The organism is Leucobacter sp. WKLB1, from assembly GCF_059696215.1.
The window spans coordinates 3,125,771-3,143,584 of the sequence record NZ_AP046115.1 but is presented as its reverse complement, the minus strand read 5'-3'; the positions used below and the strand labels follow the sequence as shown (position 1 = coordinate 3,143,584).

16 protein-coding genes are annotated in these 17,814 nt (G+C 69.7%); 7 read left to right on the top strand and 9 right to left on the bottom strand.

Annotated features, from left to right (window positions below; genetic code table 11):
• The first annotated feature begins 92 nt into the window (after positions 1-92).
• From ACZF5Y_RS14440 to ACZF5Y_RS14430, 3 genes are all read left to right on the top strand, one after another.
• Entirely contained in the window at positions 93-1,775 is a 1,683-nt protein-coding gene (locus ACZF5Y_RS14440; RefSeq protein ID WP_497533419.1) for a thiamine pyrophosphate-dependent enzyme, read from the top strand.
• 10 nt (positions 1,776-1,785) lie between these two features.
• A complete protein-coding gene (locus ACZF5Y_RS14435) occupies positions 1,786-3,435 on the top strand; it encodes an amidohydrolase (protein ID WP_497533418.1) in 1,650 nt (549 codons plus the stop codon).
• Between the two features lie 69 nt (positions 3,436-3,504).
• A complete protein-coding gene (locus ACZF5Y_RS14430) occupies positions 3,505-4,770 on the top strand; it encodes a M20 family metallo-hydrolase (RefSeq protein WP_497533417.1) in 1,266 nt (421 codons plus the stop codon).
• A 169-nt stretch (positions 4,771-4,939) separates the two neighbouring features.
• Here ACZF5Y_RS14430 and ACZF5Y_RS14425 read toward each other — a convergent pair whose 3' ends face one another.
• Together ACZF5Y_RS14425 and ACZF5Y_RS14420 are read right to left on the bottom strand one after the other, a co-directional pair.
• Positions 4,940-5,761 (bottom strand): SDR family NAD(P)-dependent oxidoreductase, encoded by an 822-nt coding sequence (locus ACZF5Y_RS14425; protein ID WP_497533416.1) that lies wholly within the window; start codon positions 5,759-5,761, stop codon positions 4,940-4,942.
• Positions 5,762-5,928: 167 nt separating this feature from the next.
• Positions 5,929-7,287 carry a D-alanyl-D-alanine carboxypeptidase family protein gene (locus tag ACZF5Y_RS14420; RefSeq protein WP_497533415.1) on the bottom strand — a complete coding sequence of 453 codons (1,359 nt, stop codon included), beginning with the start codon at positions 7,285-7,287 and terminating at the stop codon, positions 5,929-5,931.
• Positions 7,288-7,452: 165 nt separating this feature from the next.
• Here ACZF5Y_RS14420 and ACZF5Y_RS14415 point away from each other — a divergent pair, with 165 nt between their 5' ends.
• The 3 genes from ACZF5Y_RS14415 (at position 7,453) to ACZF5Y_RS14405 (ending at position 10,715) form a co-directional block, all read left to right on the top strand.
• Complete coding sequence (locus tag ACZF5Y_RS14415; protein ID WP_497533414.1) at positions 7,453-8,625, top strand: acetyl-CoA C-acyltransferase; 1,173 nt, start codon at positions 7,453-7,455, stop codon at positions 8,623-8,625.
• Between the two features lie 86 nt (positions 8,626-8,711).
• Positions 8,712-9,503 (top strand): polyphosphate--glucose phosphotransferase, encoded by a 792-nt coding sequence (gene ppgK, locus ACZF5Y_RS14410; protein WP_497533413.1) that lies wholly within the window; start codon positions 8,712-8,714, stop codon positions 9,501-9,503.
• Between the two features lie 96 nt (positions 9,504-9,599).
• Entirely contained in the window at positions 9,600-10,715 is a 1,116-nt protein-coding gene (locus ACZF5Y_RS14405; protein WP_497533412.1) for an FUSC family protein, read from the top strand.
• A gap of 34 nt (positions 10,716-10,749) precedes the next feature.
• On the opposite strand, the gene ACZF5Y_RS14400 is transcribed toward ACZF5Y_RS14405, so the two are convergent.
• From ACZF5Y_RS14400 to ACZF5Y_RS14375, 6 genes are all read right to left on the bottom strand, one after another.
• Complete coding sequence (locus ACZF5Y_RS14400) at positions 10,750-11,211, bottom strand: DUF3237 domain-containing protein (protein ID WP_497533411.1); 462 nt, start codon at positions 11,209-11,211, stop codon at positions 10,750-10,752.
• 11 nt (positions 11,212-11,222) lie between these two features.
• Positions 11,223-11,693 (bottom strand): MarR family winged helix-turn-helix transcriptional regulator, encoded by a 471-nt coding sequence (locus tag ACZF5Y_RS14395; protein WP_497533409.1) that lies wholly within the window; start codon positions 11,691-11,693, stop codon positions 11,223-11,225.
• Positions 11,690-12,955 (bottom strand): flavin-dependent oxidoreductase, encoded by a 1,266-nt coding sequence (locus tag ACZF5Y_RS14390; protein ID WP_497533408.1) that lies wholly within the window; start codon positions 12,953-12,955, stop codon positions 11,690-11,692. The genes ACZF5Y_RS14395 and ACZF5Y_RS14390 overlap by 4 nt, the downstream gene beginning before the upstream one ends.
• Before the next feature lie 523 nt (positions 12,956-13,478).
• Complete coding sequence (locus ACZF5Y_RS14385; RefSeq protein WP_053353812.1) at positions 13,479-14,492, bottom strand: aldo/keto reductase family protein; 1,014 nt, start codon at positions 14,490-14,492, stop codon at positions 13,479-13,481.
• Between the two features lie 120 nt (positions 14,493-14,612).
• The gene (locus ACZF5Y_RS14380) at positions 14,613-15,383 is read right to left on the bottom strand and encodes an SDR family NAD(P)-dependent oxidoreductase (protein WP_497533406.1); all 771 of its coding nucleotides are present in this window, start codon (positions 15,381-15,383) and stop codon (positions 14,613-14,615) included.
• A gap of 83 nt (positions 15,384-15,466) precedes the next feature.
• Positions 15,467-15,907 (bottom strand): DoxX family protein, encoded by a 441-nt coding sequence (locus ACZF5Y_RS14375; RefSeq protein WP_497533405.1) that lies wholly within the window; start codon positions 15,905-15,907, stop codon positions 15,467-15,469.
• 93 nt (positions 15,908-16,000) lie between these two features.
• On the opposite strand from ACZF5Y_RS14375, the gene ACZF5Y_RS14370 reads away from it, so the two are divergent.
• Positions 16,001-16,969 carry an arsenic resistance protein gene (locus ACZF5Y_RS14370; RefSeq protein ID WP_497533404.1) on the top strand — a complete coding sequence of 323 codons (969 nt, stop codon included), beginning with the start codon at positions 16,001-16,003 and terminating at the stop codon, positions 16,967-16,969.
• A 72-nt stretch (positions 16,970-17,041) separates the two neighbouring features.
• Here ACZF5Y_RS14370 and ddaH read toward each other — a convergent pair whose 3' ends face one another.
• Positions 17,042-17,812 (bottom strand): dimethylargininase, encoded by a 771-nt coding sequence (gene ddaH / locus ACZF5Y_RS14365; protein ID WP_497533403.1) that lies wholly within the window; start codon positions 17,810-17,812, stop codon positions 17,042-17,044.
• Positions 17,813-17,814 lie beyond the last annotated feature (2 nt).

The following is a 17,814-nucleotide window of genomic DNA, read 5'->3' as shown; positions in this document are numbered from 1 at the left end:
CCCGTGCGACCGGTGCGGATCACCCAGCGTCGGTGATCCGCACCGGTCTCATCGTTTCCCCCGTCACCCAGCTTCCTCGGAAGGACCCCCACATGTCGCAGTCGGCCGGCCACCTCATCGTCCGCACTCTCGAAGCTCACGGCGTGCCCCGCGTGTACGCCGTGCCTGGCGAGAGCTACCTCGATGTGCTCGATGGGCTGCATGATTCGTCGATCGAGACGGTCGTGTGTCGGCAGGAAGGCGGTGCCGGGTTCATGGCTCTCGCCGAGGGGCGGCTTACGGGGGTGCCCGGAATCGCGATGGTGACGCGCGGGCCGGGGGCGTCGAACGCGATGATCGCGATTCACACCGCGTGGCAGGATGCGACGCCGCTCGTGCTGTTCGTCGGCCTGATTCCGGTGGCCGATCGCGAGCGCGATTCGTTCCAGGAGTTCAGCCTGACGGGGTGGTTCGGGTCGACGGCGAAGAAGGTGCTCACCATTGACGATGCGGATCGTGCGGGAGAGCTGGTGGCTGAAGCGATGCGGATCGCGGCCGCCGGCCGCCCCGGCCCGGTCGTGATCGGGCTCCCCGAAGACGTGCTCGTGCATCTGACGGACGCGGCGCCGAGCACGCCGATCGCGGTGCCGAACCCGCAGCCCGCGGCGTCGGAGATCGCGGAGTTGACGGAGCGGCTCGCGCGGGCTGAGCGCCCGGCGTTCGTCGTCGGTGGCGACGGGTGGCAGTCGGGTGCGGGTCGCGAGGTGCTTGCGTTCGCCGAGGCTGCGGGCGTGCCCGTGTTTGCCGACTGGCGCGCGTATGACGCGGTGCTGCACGCGGGTGCGGCGTGGGCGGGCTGGCTGGGCTACGGCCGCGCCGACGCGGTCGCTGCGGGGTACGCGGCCGCAGATCTGCTGGTGCTCGTGGGTTGCGGCCGATCCGATGTGATGAGTGATGGGTACCGGCTTGGCTTTGACGCTGAGACCGTGCTGGTCACGGTCGACCCCGAGGCCACGATGCACGCAGGGCGGTTGGATCAGCATCTGCTCGCGACGCCGCAGGCGTTCGCGGCTGCGCTGGCCGGTGTGGAACCTGCAGCGGCGCGCGGCGCGCGCGACGACGCATGGATGACGGGTCGATCGGAGGCGCAGGCACGGTTCGCGGCGCACCGCCCGGACGCGTCAGTTCCGGGTGTGGCGGGTGCATCGGGGATCCCGGCAGGCACCGAGCATCCCGGCGTCGATCTCGGTATTGCGTTCGGTGAGCTCGACGAACGCCTCGCGGGTGAGGCCGTGCTGACGTTCGGTGCGGGGAACGCGACGATCTGGGCGCATCGCTTCGTGCGACACCTCACGCCGGCAAGCCTCGTGGGGGCGCGCAACGGGGCGATGGGGCTTGCGGTTCCGGCCGCGGTCGCGGCGTCGCTCGCGTTCCCTGATCGACGTGCGGTCGCGGTGTGCGGTGACGGCGATTTCATGATGAACGGGCAGGAGCTCGCGACCGCAGTCGCGCACGGCGGCAAGCCGCTCGTGATCGTGGTCGACAACGGCATCTACGGCACGATCGTGCAGCACCAGGAGAAGCACTACCCGGGGCGCCCGTCGGGCACGCGCATGGCGAACCCCGATTTCGCAGCGTGGATGCAGTCCTTCGGCGGCCACGGCGAGCGGGTCGAGGCGACCGACGACTTCTCGGCGGCGCTGGATCGGGCACTTGCGGCCGATGCGCCCGCACTCATCCACGTACTCATCGCCGACAGCGTGATGCCGCCCGCCGCCGACGAGATCGCAGCCTGAGAGGACCATCATGCAACTCGACCTGATCCTGACCGCGCGCGAAATACTCACCCTCGACCCCGCGCGACCGACCGCCACCGCGGTCGGCGTCATCAACGGCCGCATCGTCGGTTTCGATGACGAACTCACCGGCCTCGACGCTGTACAGCGCCTCGACTTTCCGGAGGCCTGCGTCACGCCCGGCCTCATCGACGCGCACTGCCACACCGCGTGGTGGGGTCTCGGGCTCGCTTCGGTCGACCTCAGCGTGGTGCGCGGGCTCGACGAGCTCTACGCGCAGATCGAGGCGGAGGTCGCCCGGCTCGATGCCGTCGGCGACCCCGATGCGTGGGTGCACGGCACGGGCTTCAACCAGGCCCACCACGGCGGAGCCTTCCCCGACATCGCACGGCTCGACGCCATCACCGGCGAGCGCCCGATGTACCTGCGTCACACCTCGGGGCACGCGTCGATCACAAACACGGCCACCCTGCGCCTCGTCGGTGCCCTCGAGCCCGGCTTCGAGAACCCGACGGGCGGTGTCGTGGTGCGCGATGGCTCCGGATCGCCCACCGGGCTCGTGGAGGAGGCCGCGCAGGGGCTCGTGCAGGCGCTGCTGCTGCCGTACTCGACCGAGCGCCTCGTCGAGGCACTCGAGGCCGCGACCGTGCGCTACGCCGCGCAGGGCATCACGAGCTTCACCGAAGCGGGCGTCGGCGGGGGGTGGATCGGCCACAGCCCCATCGAGGTCGCCGCATACCAGGCGGCCGCCGAGCGCGGCGCGTTGCACGCCCGCGCCCAGTTGATGCCCGCGATCGACGCGCTGCGCCCCCTCACCGGGCACGCCGCAGACTTCGCCCGCGAGGGTGCCGGTGCCGGGCTCGACCTCGGTATCCGCGCCGGTTTCGGCGACGATCTCGTGCGATTTGGGCACGTCAAGGTGTTTCTCGACGGCTCGCTGCTCGGCGCGACCGCGGCCGTCACCGAGGACTACTGCGGTCACGACCACAACACGGGCTATCTGCTCGACGACCCGGCCGTGTACCGCGAGCGTGCGCTCGGCGCGTACCGCGCCGGCTGGCCCCTCGCGCTGCACGCGATCGGCGACGCCGCGATCGACCTCGCACTCGACCTCATCGAGGAGGCGCAGGATCGCTACGGCCGCCGCGACGTGCCCTGCCGGGTGGAGCACTTCGGCATCGCGCGCCCCGACCAGGTGGAGCGCGCCGGTCGACTCGGGCTCGCGGTGACGCCGCAAGCCGGATTCATCGGTGCGTTCGGCGCGCAGATGGCGGAGCGCGTCGGGCCTGAGCGCGAATCATGGTTGTACCGCGGCCGCTCAGTGATCGACGCCGGCATCATTCTCGCCGGCTCCTCCGACCTCCCCGTCGCCGACAACAACCTGCGGCGTGGCATGCAGGCCGCCATCGATCGTCGCACCGAGGCGGGCACCCAGCTCGCCCCCGAAGAAGCGATCACGGCCGACGAGGCACTGCGCACGCACACCGAATGGGCGGCTCGGGCTACCGGCCAGATCGCCGACAAGGGCACGCTCGAACGCGGCAAACTCGCCGACTTCACCGTGTTCTCGGGCTCCCCGCTGACCGCGCCGCGCGTCGCCGACCTCGACATCGTCGCCACGGTACTCGGCGGCGATCTGAGCTACGACGCGCGATCCTGAGCCGAGCTGCGCTCGCCTGCCACCGCTCCAACCCCGCACCACACCCAGCCCGCGCCGAAAGGACCCCTCATGACGCAGCACCACGATGACGCCTTCCTCGCCGACTGGGCCGTGCACTCCCGCTTCGGCGCGGTGCCAAACACGAACGGCGTCGACCGGCAGGCTGCCAGCGCGGCAGACGGCGAGCAGCGCGCGTGGTTCGCCGAGCTGCTGACGGCGCACGGCTTCACGGTCGAACGCGATGCGATCGGCAACCAGTTCGGCCTGCTCGAGCTCGTGCCCGGCGCGCCCTACGTCGTGACCGGGTCGCACATGGACTCGCAGCCGACCGCGGGCCGCTTCGATGGGGCCTACGGGGTGATGGCTTCGGCGCACGCGTGCTTCCGGGTCGCCGACGAGCTGCGCGCCAACCCCTCAGCCGCGCGCGTGAACCTTGCGGTCGTCAACTGGTTCAACGAGGAGGGGTCGCGCTTCAAGCCCTCCATGATGGGCAGCTCGGTGTTCACGGGCAAGCTGCCGCTCGCAGACGCGCTCGCGACGACTGATCCGCACGGTGTGACCGTCGCCGATGCGCTCGGTGCACTCGGCGAGCTCGGAGACGGTGACGTCTTCGGCGGTGCGTCGGGTCGCGATGTCGCGTCGTACGCCGAGATTCACGTGCAGCAGGGGCGCAGCATGGAGGAAGACGGCGTGACCATCGGCCTCGTCGACGCGACGTGGGCGGCGCACAAGTTCGAGTTCCGTGTGACCGGCGCGCAGGCGCACAGCGGGTCGACGCTCATGGAAGACCGTCGCGACGCCCTGCTCGGCGCCGCCCGTCTCGTGGTCGCCGCCCGCGAGCTCGTCGACGAATTCGAGCCCGGCCAGCTCCACACCGCGTGCGGCGAGCTCAACGTCTACCCGAACTCGCCGGTGGTCGTCGCCAGCGAGGTCGAACTGCTCATCGACCTGCGATCGCCGAGCGCCGAGGTGATCCGCCAAGCGCACGCCTCGCTGCAGCGCACGATCGAGCGCGTGCAGCGCGAAGACCGCGTCGAGATCGCCGTCACCGCGGAGCACAGCTGGGATCGCAACCCGTACCCCGAGAACGGCGTCGAGCTGGCGCGCGGGGTGGCCGAAGAGCTCGGCCTCACGCACGACCGAGTCATGACCGTTGCCGGCCACGACTCGACCAACATGAAAGACACCGTGCCCACGGTCATGCTCTTCGTGCCGAGCGTCGCGGGGGTCTCGCACAATCTCGACGAGTTCACCGAAGAGGCCGACCTCATCGCCGGGGTGGATCACCTCACCGGCGTCGTGCGTCGCCTCGCGGGTGGGGCACTGCTCGACTGACCTGGGCCCGCGCCGCCTGCGTCGCCCGCGTCGCCCGCCCGCGTCGCCCGCGTCGCCCGCCCGCGTCGCCCGCGTCGCCCGCCCGCGTCGCCCGCCCGCGCCGCCTGCGCGAATTGGTGTCACTTTCTGCGCGTACCGAGACGTATTTCGCGCAGAAAGTGACACCGATTCAGAGAACGCCGCCGCCTTCTTCCTGGATCGCGTTGCCGCCGTCGACCACGATGAGCTGGCCTGTCACGTACGAGGCACCTGAAGAGCACAGGAACGCAACGACCGCAGCGACTTCGTCTGCGCTGCCCGACCGGCCGAGCGGTGTCGCGTCTCCCATGCGTACCTCGTGTTCGGTCGCAGAGCCGGTGGCGATCCACCCGGGAGCGACCGCATTCGATGTCGTGCCGTGCGGGGCCGCATCGATCGCCACGGATCGGGTGAGCCCCACGAGCCCGGCCTTCGCCGCGTGGTAGCCGACGTCACCGCCGTAGGCGAGTACCGGGCCCGAGACCGACGCGACATTGACGATACGGCCTTGCTCTGAAGCATTGACCAGCGGCAGTGCCGCCTGAGTCACGAGCATGGCAGTGGTGAGGTTGCGCGACAGCGAGAGATTCCACTGCTCGATCGCGATGTCGTCGATGCCGGCGGGCTGTTGGGGGTCGGAGACCGACGTCATGCCGGCGTTGTTCACGACCGCGTCGAGGCGACCGAACTCGGCACGTGCCGCGGCCATGAGCCTCTGCACGTCTGCGCTGATGGTCAGCTCAGCGACGAGCGCGAGTACGCGCGGAGCCGCTTCGGCGAGCGTTCCTGCGAGCAACTCGTCGCGGCGATCGTGGATGCGTTCGGTCGTCGCCGTGATGACGAGGTCGAATCCGGCGGCATGGAGCTGGCGCGCGATGGCGAAACCGATACCTGTGGCGGATCCGGCTCCCGTGATCAACGCGACCGGGTTCGGGCCGACGGGAGCGGATGCGGTCTCACGCGTTGAGGTCACACGCAGACTGTAATCGTTCGCGCTGCCCGGCTGCTCTCCGCCGCGGCCCCGCCCCGCCCCGCCCCGCCCCGCGAATCGGTGTCAATAAGTGCTGCGTTGCGGGTCGATTCGCGGTCCAGAACAGCACTTATTGACACCGATCCGCGATTGGAGTGGGCGCGGGCGCCTCAGCCGAGGCCGAAGAGCTGCCGAGGATGCGTGAGGCGCCAGAGATAGTCGGGGTCGGCGAGCGGTGCGGCCGTCGTGAGGTCGGTCTCGGCGCCGCCGTCGACGGGGGTCTCGACCGTGAGCGTGCCGACGCGCTGGCCGGCGGCGATCCTGGCATCAGCGGCATCAGCGGCATCAGCGGCATCAGCGGCGTCAGATGTTGCCGCGGCATCAGACGCGTCGTCGCCGTCGGCGCGAGCGGCCGCGGCAACGGCTGCCGGATCGCCCGCTGCTCGACGCGACCCCTCCTCGCCGGGCACGAGCACAGCGGTGACTCCGGCACCCGCGATCACCGGCACCGAGGCGCCGTCGACGCCCGTCAGTGTTCCGAACTCCTCGCCTGCGGCGACGAGCGTCACGGTGGAAGGGGCCGCATCGAGTGCCGAGAACATGCTGAGGCTCGACGTGAGGCGATCCTGCGCCGTTTCGCGCCCCAGCACCACCGAGATTTGGGTGACCTCGCGGCCTGCGGCATCGCTGGTGCGGGCGGCCGCGAGGTTGTACCCGGCGACGTCGGTGCGCCCGGTCTTCACGCCGACGACGCCGTCGAGCACGCCGAACAGTGGATTCGTGCTGGTGACTTCGCCGATTTCGGCCATGGGCGTCGCGTACGGCTGCGACATGATTGCAGCGATGGTCGGGTCGGCGAGTGCGAGGCGCGCAATACGCAGCACGTCGCCCGGCGAGGCCGCGTTGCGCTCATCCATGCCGGTCGGCTCGAACAGGCTGAGCGAGGTGATGCCCTGGCGATCTTGCCAGTCGCGCACGGCCGCGAGAAACGCGTCGTTGTCGCCGAACACCGAGTATGCGAAGGCGGCCGCATAGTCGTTGGCCGACGGGATGAGCGCGAGCTCGAGCATCTGCCGCGCGGTGATTTCGGTGCCGACCGCGATCGGGAAGGCGACTCCGTCGGCGTCGAGGTACTGCTGCTGGCGCGCGGCGTCGGCCGCCGACCAGACGTGCACCGCCCCGTCGCCGTCGAGCGGCGCACGCTCGAGCGTGACGAGCGCCGTGACCAGTTTTGAGATGCTCGCGATCGGGGCGGCCTCGATGGTGTTCTCCCAGACCGCGTCGTCGTCGAGCCAGCCGATGGCCGTGGGCGCTGATTCGCCGTCGACCGCTGCCCGCAGATCTGAGTCGTCGAGGCTGAACGTGGTCGAGACCTCGGCGCCCAGCGCGAGCGTCGGAGCGGGCACCGGGGAGATCGCGCACGCGATCGCATAGCCTCCGGCGAGCAGGATCACCAGGCCGCCGCCGACGAAACCGATCACGCGGCCCGTCCGCAGTCGCTGTGCCGGCTGAGCGTCGATTGTGGTCACCGCTCCAGATTAGTGGGCTGCTCGGCGTGGTACCCGGGAATCCGCCCGTGCACAGCCGGTGCGAGTGCGGCTGTGCGATCCCGCGCATGACCCGTGCGACCAATTGCGAGAAGATGGCATTCTTCGACATCGCACGTCAGAACCGCACTACTGAGGAGCTCGCTGATGGCCGCACTGATCGCGGGATACGCCCGCACCCCGTTCACCCGTTTCACCGGGCAGCTCGCGGCGCAACCCGCGACGGTGCTCGGAGCGCACGCGGTGCGCGCGGCACTGGGTCGCGCCGGGGTCGCGCCCGAGCAGGTCGACGCTGTCGTGGTCGGTCAGGTGCTGCAGGCCGGTGCGGGTCAGAACCCGGCACGACAGACCGCGGTTGGGGCCGGCGTCCCGCTGACGGTACCCGCGATCACCCTGAACGCCGTGTGCCTGTCGGGCACGGAGGCGGTGTCGCAGGCGGTGCGCCTGATCAATGCGGGCGAGGCCGAGATCGTGGTCGCCGCCGGCCAGGAGTCGATGTCGCTCGCGCCCCACGTGCTGCCGTTGCGCGCCGGCACCAAGTACGGCGACGCGACGTTCGTCGACACCGTCGATCGCGACGGGCTCTCGGACGCGTTCGACCAGGTCGCGATGGGGGCGCTCACCGAGACGGGCAACGCGCCCCTCGGCCTCACCCGTGAGGAGCAGGACGCGTTCGCCGCCGCCTCGCACCAGCGCGCCGCAGCCTCAGCGGAGTTCCTCGCCGACGAGATCGAGCCGTTCACGGTGACCTCGCGCCGCGGCGACACCGTCGTGTCGAGCGACGACGGCGTGCGTGCAGAGACGACGGTCGAGACCCTCGCCGGTCTGCGCCCGGCGTTCGCTGCAGACGGCACCATCACCGCCGGCAACGCCTCGCAGATCACGGACGGCGCTGCGGCGCTCGTCATCGTGAGCGAGGCCACCGTCGAGCGTCTGGGCCTGACCCCGATCGCCCGGGTCGAGGCGACCGCGTTCGTCGCAGGCCCCGACACCCACCTGCATTCTCAGCCGGCTCGCGCCATCGCTGCGGCTCTCGCAAAGACCGACGGCGCCGCCGCCTCAGACCTTGCAGCCGTCGAGATCAACGAGGCCTTCGCCGCGGTCGGCGTGCAGTCGAGCCGCGAACTCGGCCTCGACGCCGCGATCGTCAATGCGCACGGTGGCGCAATCGCACTCGGGCACCCGATCGGCGCTTCGGGCGCCCGCATCGTCGGCACGCTTGCGCGGCAGCTCGCCGAGCTCGGCTCCGGATCGCTCGGCGCCGTCGGCATCTGCGGTGGCGGCGGGCAGGGCAGCGCGGTGGTGCTCCGCGCGGTCTGACGCCGTCTGCATCGGTTCGAGAAGTGGCGGTTTCGGCGCGGTCGCGTACTGGCGACGCGCCCGCGCCCGCCAGTACACTCGCGGCTATGGGATTGCACCTCACGGCCATCGGCATCGACGTCGGTGGCACCGGCATCAAGGGCGGGGCGATCGAGCTCACGACGGGTGAGCGGATCACTTCGCGGCACAAGGTCTCGACCCCCGAGGGCGGCGCTCCCGCCGATATTGCGCGCGAGGTCGGGGCGATGGTCGCGGCGATTCGCGTCGAGCTCGTCGAGACGGGCACCGCGACTTCCGAGGCCGCCGCGGCGCTGCCGGTCGGCGTGACGCTGCCGGGCGTGGTGCGCGACGGCGTGATGCGCACGGCTGCGAACATCGACCTCAGCTGGATCGGCACCGACGCGCGCGAGCTGCTGAGCGCCGCGGTCGGCGCACCCTGCACGGTCGTCAACGACGCCGACGCGGCAGGTGTCGCGGAAGTTGCATTCGGTGAAGTGCGCGGGCTGCCGGGCGTCACGATGGTGCTGACCTTCGGCACCGGCATCGGATCAGCCCTGGTCGCCGACGGGGTGCTCGTGCCCAACTTCGAGCTCGGGCATCTCGAACTCGACGGCTTCACCTCGATCGAGAAGCACACGGCCGCGAAGGTCATCGAGCGCGAGGGCATCACGCTCGCCGAGTGGGGCGGCCGCGCCGCCCGCTACATCGGGTACCTCGAGCAGGTCATGAACCCGGACCGCTTCGTGATCGGCGGCAGCATCAGCAAGAACGCCGATCAGTATCTGCCGTTCGCGGGCGTGACGGTGCCCGTCGTGCCGGCAAAATTGCGCAACGATGCGGGCATCATCGGTGCCGCGTTCCTCGCCGCCCAGGGGTGAGGCTGAGCCTGTCGCACCTGACAGAGTCCCCGCGAGTATCATTCCACCCGCGCCCCGCCTGAAAGAATAGCGGGGTACAGGCGAGGGGAGTGGTGCATGGCCGAAGCGGTCGATGACGGCGGATCACCCCGCCCGCGTACTCCCGCACCCCCGACCGCGCTGATCAAGGCCGTGCGCAGCCTTTTCCAGATGCCCGCGGGCCCGGGCCCCCGGCTCTGGATCGCGATCCGCGCCGCACTGTCGATCGGCACGCCGTTCGCGGTGCTCACCCTGTTGGGGCACGAGGGGATCGGGCTGCAGACGGCCGCCGGCGCATTCGTCGCCCTCTACGCCGCCGGATTCGCCGCCGCGGAACGTGCGAAGGTGCTGCCGTTCGTCGGCGCCCTGCTGCTCGCCTGCTCGGCACTGGGCGCGGCGCTCGCGCCGTCACCCCTGTGGCTGTCGGTCGGGCTCGTCGTCGTCGCCGGGGTCACCGCAACGCTCGCGTTCGCGTTCCGCCTCGGGCCGCCCGGGCCGGTGTTCTTCGTGCTCAGTTACGGCCTCGCAGCGAACATCACCGGCGTCGTCGACGGGCAGCGGCTGAACTCCCCGCTCGTGCTGCTCGCCGCCCTCGCTGGTGGAGCGCTCTTCTCGTACCTGCTCGCCCTCGCGCCACTGCTGCGCGCCTCCGAACGCGCGAAACCGGTGCGGCCGCTGCGCGAACTGCTTCCAGGCCCGTGGCTCGGGGTGGGTGAGGGGCAGCTGATCCTGCGCATTCTCATCGTCGCCGTGATCGGTACGGTCGTCACCGTGCTCTGGATCGACCCCCATCGCGCGTACTGGACCGTCTCGACCGGCATCGCCGTGATCGGGTTGAGCGCCGTGCGCCGGCACTCGCTCGGACGCGGGCTGCACCGCACCGCCGGCACCCTCGTCGGCGCCGTGCTCTACCTCGCCCTCGCGGGCCTCGGCGCCTTTCCGCTGGTGCTCGCGCTGTTGCTCACGCTGCTGCAGTTCACCATCGAGCTTGTGGTCGTGCGCAACTACGCACTCGCGCTCGTGTTCATCACCCCGCTCGTGCTGCTCATCAGCGGGGCGGCGACCGGCGGCGCGAACCTCATGGGCACCGCAGGCGAGCGCGTGCTCGACACCGTCATCGGTTCGGCGATCGCCGTGGCGACGGCGCTCATTCATCGGAGTGCGAGCGAGCGCGGTGCGGGCGAACTGCGCTGAGCGGCACGCGCTGCGGCTGCGTTGCCCCCCGCCCCTAAGCTAATCGGTACGTCGCGTAGCGCACCGCGTTCGCCGTGCGTTCGGCGACCGCGAGGTACAACGAGCGCTCAAGGTGGGCGAGGCGCGGCGCCGAGGTCTCGACGGTCACGACCGTGCGGAAGTAGTACTCCGAGGGGTCGACGGGCTCTCCGCGCAGCAGCGCCTCGAGCACGGCGGGTTCGCCGCTGCGCACCCCGTTCGCCTGCAGGTAGAGCAACTCGCCCGCGTCTGTGCGCGCAGAGTAGCGACCGTCGATCTCGATCGATCCGTCGGCGCGCACTACCTGCCAGTCGGCACCACCGGGCAAGATGTCGGCGGTCATCGCTCCGGCGATCCGGCCACCGAGAATCGGAATCACGCGGCGGTGCCCTGCCCGGGTGTCGCCGTGGTCCTCGAGATCGCCGAGTTCGACCTCGACGTCGAAGACGTGCTCGAGGGAGGGTATGGGAAGCGTCATGAGTGTTCCGTTCAGGATCGTTGGGGTGCGTCGCCGGGCACGCTCACGGTGAGCAGCGCATCGAGCAGACGCTCGAGGGCGGGTTGGGCCGCGGCGATCACGTCGCGGTCGGTCGGGTCGAGCGTGTCGAGTGCTGCGCCCAGCAAGTTGGCGCTCGAACGGTCGAAGGCTGCGAACAGCTCGCGGGCGCGGGCTGAGGTGGTGACAAGCGATCGCCGACCGTCGTTCGGGTCGGGCGCGCGCTCCACGAGCTTCGCGCGCTGCATGGCCGCGAGCAGGTTGCTGATGGTGGAGCGGTCGAGATGCAACTCGTCGGCGAGCTCGCTTGGGGTGCGCGTCGTCCCGTCGGGCAGGGCGCGGATTACTTGGATCTGCGCGTCCGGAATGTCGGGAAGACCGCCGGCCTCCCGGGTCACCGCGAGTAGCGCTCGCCGCAACGGTGAAATGACCGCGGCGAGGCGCGCGGCATCCACGGCCGTCATGCGGGGCGTCCTATGGACAACGATGCCCGATCGTTCAGCGACTGCGGATGGAACCCCGCCGCCTTCTTGTAGGCCGTCGCGACCTCCTCGAGCTCGGCGGCGCCGATGACGTCGTGAATGTGCGCGAAGCCCTCGGGAGCGCGTTCGGCCGCGAGCACCATGACGCGTTCGGGTCCAGCCTGCCGTGTCTGCTCCAGCAGCGCCGCAGTGGCGGGGCGGCGATCCGCCTCGTATAGCCGCAGCGCCTCCTCGACCGGGCGGTTCGTGCCGAGGTGGAACGCCAGGGTGCGGGCGTCGAGCGTGGCCTGCGACCCGCCATTCGAGCCATTGGGATACATTGCGTGGGCGGCGTCGCCAACCAGTGTGGTGCGCCCGAACGTCCACTGCGGCAGGGCGTCGCGATCCACCATCGGATACTCGAGGATCTCGTCGGCGCTCGAAATCAGCGCCGGAATGTCGAGCCAGTCATACGTCCACCCGTCGAAGAGGTCGACGATGGGCTGCGGGTCGATCGGGTGGTTCCAGTCGGCGTCGCTCGTGCCCTGGCGCCGCTGCTCGGCGATGAAATTGATGGGCATGCGACCGTCTTCGCCGACCGGGCCGAGCGGGTACGCGACGAACTTCTGCTCCCCATCGCCGACCATGACCATGGTGCTGCCGTCGAGAAACGGCTTCGCGTAGGCGACCCCGCGCCACAGGGTGAGCCCGCTCCACGGCGGTGCGCCTTCATCGCGGTAGCGCTCGGCGCGCACCGCCGAGTGGATGCCGTCAGCCGCGATCACGAGGTCGGCGTCGACGGAGACCGGCCCGTTCGCCGTGTCGAAGTGGGCGGTGCTGCCGGGTGTGCTCGTCTGCGCACCCGTGCGATTGTCGACCGAGGTGACGCGGTGGCCGGTGCGGATCACATCGCCGAGTCGCTGCTCGACGAGATCGCGGAGCTTCAGCTGCAGCTGCCCGCGGTGCACCGAGAGCTGGGGCCAGGCGTAGCCCGCGGCCGTGCCGCGCGGCTCCTCCCAGATGGCCTGACCGTGGCGGTTGAAGTACGCGAGCGTGGTGGGGGCGACGCCGAGCGCGGCGATATCGTCGACGATGCCGAGCTCGGTCAGCTCGCGCACCGCGTGCGGCAGCAGGTTGATGCCGACGCCGAGCCCGCGGATCTCGGCCGAGCGCTCGTACACCTCGACGTCGTCGAAGCCCGCGTCGTGCAGGCTCAGGGCGGTGAGGAGGCCGCCGATACCGGCGCCGATGATAACGATCTTCATTGATCACTCCCGTTGGGGGCGGTCGATGCTGACACGCCCAATTGGTTTTGTCGCAAAACTAACACGGGTGTGTCGAGAGCGCAACGGGTGGTTCGGTGGTTGCTCACCCCGGCATCCACCACAGCCTCCACCACAGCAGTCACCACAGCCTTCGCCGCAGCAGCCACCCACAGCCTTCACCGCAGCAGCCACCCACAGCCTTCACCCGCCAGCCTTCGCCGCAGCAGTCACCCGCAGCCTTCACCTGCCAGCGGAGATCCCCTGAATCGCGGACCGAACTCGCGATTTCGGTCCGCGATGTGCTGAATCTCCGCTGTTGGGTGCGAGTGCGAGTGCGGGTGCGAGTGCGAGTGCGGGTGTGAGTGCGAGTGCGGGTGTGAGCGCGAGTGCGAGTGGGAGTGTGGGTGTGAGTCGTGTAGGCGAACGCCGCGTAGGCGCCCCAAACGCACGAGTGGCCCGAACCGCAGTGCGGTTCGGGCCACTCGTGGCGCTGGGCGGATGCCCGGCGAGGCGTTGCGCCGGATCAGACCAGACGTGCCTTCGGGGAGACCCCGTAGGTGTCGTTGCCGTCGCGATTCGGGGTGTCGCCGAGGGCGACATCGATCGCGGCGAGCGTGTCGGCGTCGAGTACCACGCCCGAGGCCTTCACCGTGTCGGCGAGCTGCTCGGGGCGCGAGGCGCCGACGAGTGCTGCGGCAACGTTGGGGTTCTGCAGCACCCAGGCGATCGCGAGCTGCGGCATCGTCAGGCCCGCCTGCTCGGCGATCGGCTTCAGCCGCTGCACGGCCTCGAGGATGTCGTCGCGGAGGTACTTCTGAATGAACTCCGCACCGCTCTTGTCGTCGGTCGCGCGTGAGCCGGCGGGTACGGGCTGACCGGGAAGGTACTTGCCCGAGAGCACGCCCTGCGCCATCGGCGACCAGACGATCTGCGAGATGCCGAGCTCGTCGGAGGTCGGCACGACCTTCTCCTCGATGACGCGGTGCAGCATCGAGTACTGGGGCTGGTTCGAGATGAGCTGCACGTTCAGCTCACGGGCGAGCTGGTGGCCCTCGCGCAGCTGCTCGGCAGTCCACTCGGAGACGCCGATGTACAGCGCCTTGCCCTGGCGCACGATGTCGGCGAACGCCTGGAACGTCTCTTCGAGTGGGGTCTCGTAATCGAAGCGGTGCGCCTGGTACAGGTCGACGTAATCGGTGCCGAGTCGGCGCAGCGAACCGTTGATCGACTCCAGGATGTGCTTCCGGCTGAGCCCCGTGTCGTTCGGCCCCTTGGGGCCGGTCGGGAAGTACACTTTCGTGAAGATCTCGAGGCCCTCGCGGCGCTGGCCCTCGAGTGCGCGGCCGAGCACCGTCTCGGCCGCGGTGTTGGCGTACGTGTCGGCAGTGTCGAACGTCGTGATGCCGGCGTCGAGCGCCGCGTGGACCGTCTTGACCGCCGCGTCATCTTCGACCTGGGAGGCGTGCGTCACCCAGTTACCGAACGTGATTTCTGAGACCTTGAGGCCGCTGTTTCCGAGATAGCGATAGTTGACCATTGCCCCAGCCTATGCCCGTGGGCTCTGCGGGTGACGGTGAGTTTCATGAACTCCGGACGGAAGGTCGGGAGCCGAGAAATCGAAAGGTTGTGGACGCATGACGGGCGGCCAGAAACGGCCTCAGTCGTTCGTGGTCGACATGCGTTCGAGCACGCGGTCGGGCAGAATGCGCGTCAATGGTGCCAGGAGCCGGTAGCGCCAATCGGAGATGACGACGCTGCGGCCCTGCCGCACGCCGATGATGCCCTCGTGCGCGACGCGGCGCGTATTCGCCCAGGCGAGCTGCGGCAACTCGGGCAGGTGGTCTTCGCCCATGTGCGCGTGGAATTCGGTGTCGAGCAGACCAGGGCAAAGTGCGGTGATGTGCACCCCGCGACGACGGAACCGCGCGTTGAGCGCCCGCGACAGCGAGACGACTGCGGCCTTGGCTGCGCCGTACGTGCCGGTCGGGGTGAACGCGGCGACGCTCGCCACGTTGAGAATCCAGCCGTAGCCGCGATCCAGCATCCCGGGAATCGCCGCGTGCGAGAGCCGCAGCGGAACCCACGAGAGCAACTCGTGCAAGCGTCGCTCGTCGTCGAGGTCGCTCTCCTCGAACCCCGCGTATACCCCGAACCCGGCGTTGTTTACCAAGATGTCGATGGGCTGGCCGCTGTCGGCGATGCGCGCAGCGACCGCCTCGAGCTGTTCGGCGTCAGTGAGATCTGCGGGCAGTGCCTGAGCCTGGACGCCGTAGCGACGATGCATGTCAACGGCGAGCGCCTCCAAACGTTCGCCGTCGCGCGCCACGAGCACGAGATTGACGCCTTTCGCAGCGAGCTGCCGCGCGAACTCCGTGCCGAGACCGGCGGAAGCGCCGGTGATGAGTGCGGTGAGTGAGGGAGAAGCCATTGCCCGAGTCTTGCAGTCGGAACTGACCGCGAGGTCAGTATCGCCGCGTCACGGCTTCGAGATCGGGGCAGCGTACGTGCACCTCAGTGTCGCCCACCACGACGCAGGGCCTGCAGGGCGCCGCACGACCACAGCGCCCACAGCACGAGCAGTGGCTGGAAGACGAGTCGGATGCCACGCGCCGCGTCGCTCTCGAGCCCGAACGCGTCGGAGCGGGTGACGTACTGAGAGATGTTGCCGGGGAACACCGCGACGAAGAACGCCGCGATGATCCACCCGATCGGCACGCGCAGTTTGCCCAGCACGATCGCTGCGCCGCCCAGCGTGATCTCGACGATGCCCGAGGCGATCACCACGAAGTCTTTATCGGCGGGCACCCAATCGGGCACCTGCGACTGGAACTCGCGGCGCGCGAACGTGAGGTGCGCAATGCCGGCGAAGAGCAGCCCCGCCCCGAGCAGCACACGGGCAGTGTGCTGCAGCGCGGAAGATCGAGGCGGGTCGGTGGTGACGAGGGCGCTCATGCGGGCTCCGTTCGGTCTGCGGGGAGAATGCCGCCAGCGTACGCCGCACAGCCGACATTGGCGACGGGGTTGCCCACTGCCAGACTGGTGGGCATGCGCGTGGCGATCGAGTGGTGGGATCGGCACCAGGTCGCCTGCTACTTTGCGGCGCTCATTGTCGGCGCGGCGCTCGGCCTCGCACTCCCGATGATCGCGCAGCCGTCGGCGCTGCTGATCACCCCTGCGCTCGCCTTGCTGCTGTTCGCGACGTTCCTCGGAGTTCCGTTCGCGCGCATCGGCGCGGCGCTGAGAGACGCTCGCTTTCTCGCGACACTGCTGCTGCTGAACTTCGTCGTCGCCCCCGCAGTGGTGTTCGGACTCTCGCGATTCGTCGCGCACGATGCGGCGATTCTCATCGGCGTGCTGCTCGTGCTGCTCACGCCGTGCATCGACTACGTGATCGTGTTCGCAGGCATCGCCGGCGGGGCAGCCGATCGACTGCTCGCCGCATCACCGATCCTGATGATCGTGCAGATGGTCTTGCTGCCCGGCTACCTCTGGCTTTTCGGAGGCGGCGAGCTGTTGGCGGCGGTCGACCCCAAACCATTCGTCGAGGCGCTCGTGTGCCTCATCGTCGCGCCGCTCGCGCTGGCCGCAGGGGTGCAGTGGCTCGCGCGGCGACGCGGCCGTGTAGCGAGCTGGGGCGGTGCCGTGATGGCGGGAGCCGCAGCATCGATGGTGCCCCTTTTGGTGCTGGTGCTTGCGGCCGTCGTGGCGTCACAGATCTCTGCGATCGGCCATCGGGTCGGATCGCTGATCGCCGTCGTGCCGATCTATGGGGCGTTCGCCGTGATCGTGGCACTCGCCGGGTGGTGGCTTGCGCGAGGAGTCGGGCTCGATGCCGCCGGGGGCCGCGCCCTCGTATTCAGTGGCGTCACGCGCAACTCGCTCGTGGTGCTCCCACTCGCCCTGGCGCTCCCCGCCACGCTCGATCTGGCGCCGCTCGTTGTCGTGACGCAGACTTTGGTCGAGCTCGTCGTGATGGTCGTGGGGATACGGCTGATCCCGCGACTCGTGCGGTGAGCGAGTGACACGATGCGTCGTGTCACTCGCCCGGGGTGTGAGGCGCGGGATCAGGAGCGGGATGACGCCGGCTCAGTACGCGTCTCGCACGCGCACCGACAGGCAGGTGGGGCAGCCCTCGAGTTTCTCGTACTCGGCGAGGGGCACCTCGGTGACGGTGTAGCCGAGGTCGCGCAGCATCTCCGCGGTCTTCGGGGCGGAGGCCGAGATGATGAGTTCGGATTCGCTCAGGCAGACCACCGCGGTGCCGTGCGGCTCGGGCACTGGCAGGAAGCGGTCGAAGATGTCGGAGTTGTCGACGAACTCGGGGTACCCGATGACTGTGCCGTCGGGCAGCGCGGTGACCGCGGTCTTGAGATGCAGCACCTTGGTTACGGGGACGCCGACGACCTTCGCACCGAGCGGGCCGAGGATGCGTCGCAGCTGTGCAACGCCCTCGGCGTTGGTGCGGCCGCCGCGGCCGACGTAGACGGTGTCGCCGATCTTGAGTACGTCGCCGCCGTCAAGGGTTCCGGGTGCGCGGATCTCGGCGATCGGCAGGCCGAGCTCTTCGAGCGCCTTTCGCGTGCCGGAGGTCTCGGGCTTGCGGCTGTCGGCGCCGGGGCGCGAGATGACGGCGACGTTGCGGAACATCACGACCGTGTCCTCGATGAATACGGAGTCGGGGCAGTCGTCTGCCGGCTCCACCTCGATCGTCTCCCAGCCGTGCGACTGCAGCGCTGCGACGTACCCGCGCCACTCCTCGCGAGCGCGCTCGAGGTCGACGGTCACCTTCTCGATGTGGTCGACGATGCCGTCGTCGAGCAGGGGGCTGGGCTGGCGCACGAGTGCGATCTGAGACATGC

What these genes read in the sequence shown, in the direction of transcription:
- ACZF5Y_RS14440 (WP_497533419.1), top strand. Translation starts at nt 93, where the DNA reads ATGTCGCAGTCGGCCGGCCACCTCATCGTCCGCACTCTCGAAGCTCAC.
- ACZF5Y_RS14400 (WP_497533411.1), bottom strand. Translation starts at nt 11,211, where the DNA reads ATGACGCTTCCCATACCCTCCCTCGAGCACGTCTTCGACGTCGAGGTC.
- ACZF5Y_RS14405 (WP_497533412.1), top strand. Translation starts at nt 9,600, where the DNA reads ATGGCCGAAGCGGTCGATGACGGCGGATCACCCCGCCCGCGTACTCCC.
- ACZF5Y_RS14430 (WP_497533417.1), top strand. Translation starts at nt 3,505, where the DNA reads ATGACGCAGCACCACGATGACGCCTTCCTCGCCGACTGGGCCGTGCAC.
- ACZF5Y_RS14380 (WP_497533406.1), bottom strand. Translation starts at nt 15,383, where the DNA reads ATGGCTTCTCCCTCACTCACCGCACTCATCACCGGCGCTTCCGCCGGT.
- ACZF5Y_RS14385 (WP_053353812.1), bottom strand. Translation starts at nt 14,492, where the DNA reads ATGGTCAACTATCGCTATCTCGGAAACAGCGGCCTCAAGGTCTCAGAA.
- ppgK (WP_497533413.1), top strand. Translation starts at nt 8,712, where the DNA reads ATGGGATTGCACCTCACGGCCATCGGCATCGACGTCGGTGGCACCGGC.
- ACZF5Y_RS14375 (WP_497533405.1), bottom strand. Translation starts at nt 15,907, where the DNA reads ATGAGCGCCCTCGTCACCACCGACCCGCCTCGATCTTCCGCGCTGCAG.
- ACZF5Y_RS14390 (WP_497533408.1), bottom strand. Translation starts at nt 12,955, where the DNA reads ATGAAGATCGTTATCATCGGCGCCGGTATCGGCGGCCTCCTCACCGCC.
- ACZF5Y_RS14415 (WP_497533414.1), top strand. Translation starts at nt 7,453, where the DNA reads ATGGCCGCACTGATCGCGGGATACGCCCGCACCCCGTTCACCCGTTTC.
- ACZF5Y_RS14435 (WP_497533418.1), top strand. Translation starts at nt 1,786, where the DNA reads ATGCAACTCGACCTGATCCTGACCGCGCGCGAAATACTCACCCTCGAC.
- ACZF5Y_RS14370 (WP_497533404.1), top strand. Translation starts at nt 16,001, where the DNA reads ATGCGCGTGGCGATCGAGTGGTGGGATCGGCACCAGGTCGCCTGCTAC.
- ddaH (WP_497533403.1), bottom strand. Translation starts at nt 17,812, where the DNA reads ATGTCTCAGATCGCACTCGTGCGCCAGCCCAGCCCCCTGCTCGACGAC.
- ACZF5Y_RS14395 (WP_497533409.1), bottom strand. Translation starts at nt 11,693, where the DNA reads ATGACGGCCGTGGATGCCGCGCGCCTCGCCGCGGTCATTTCACCGTTG.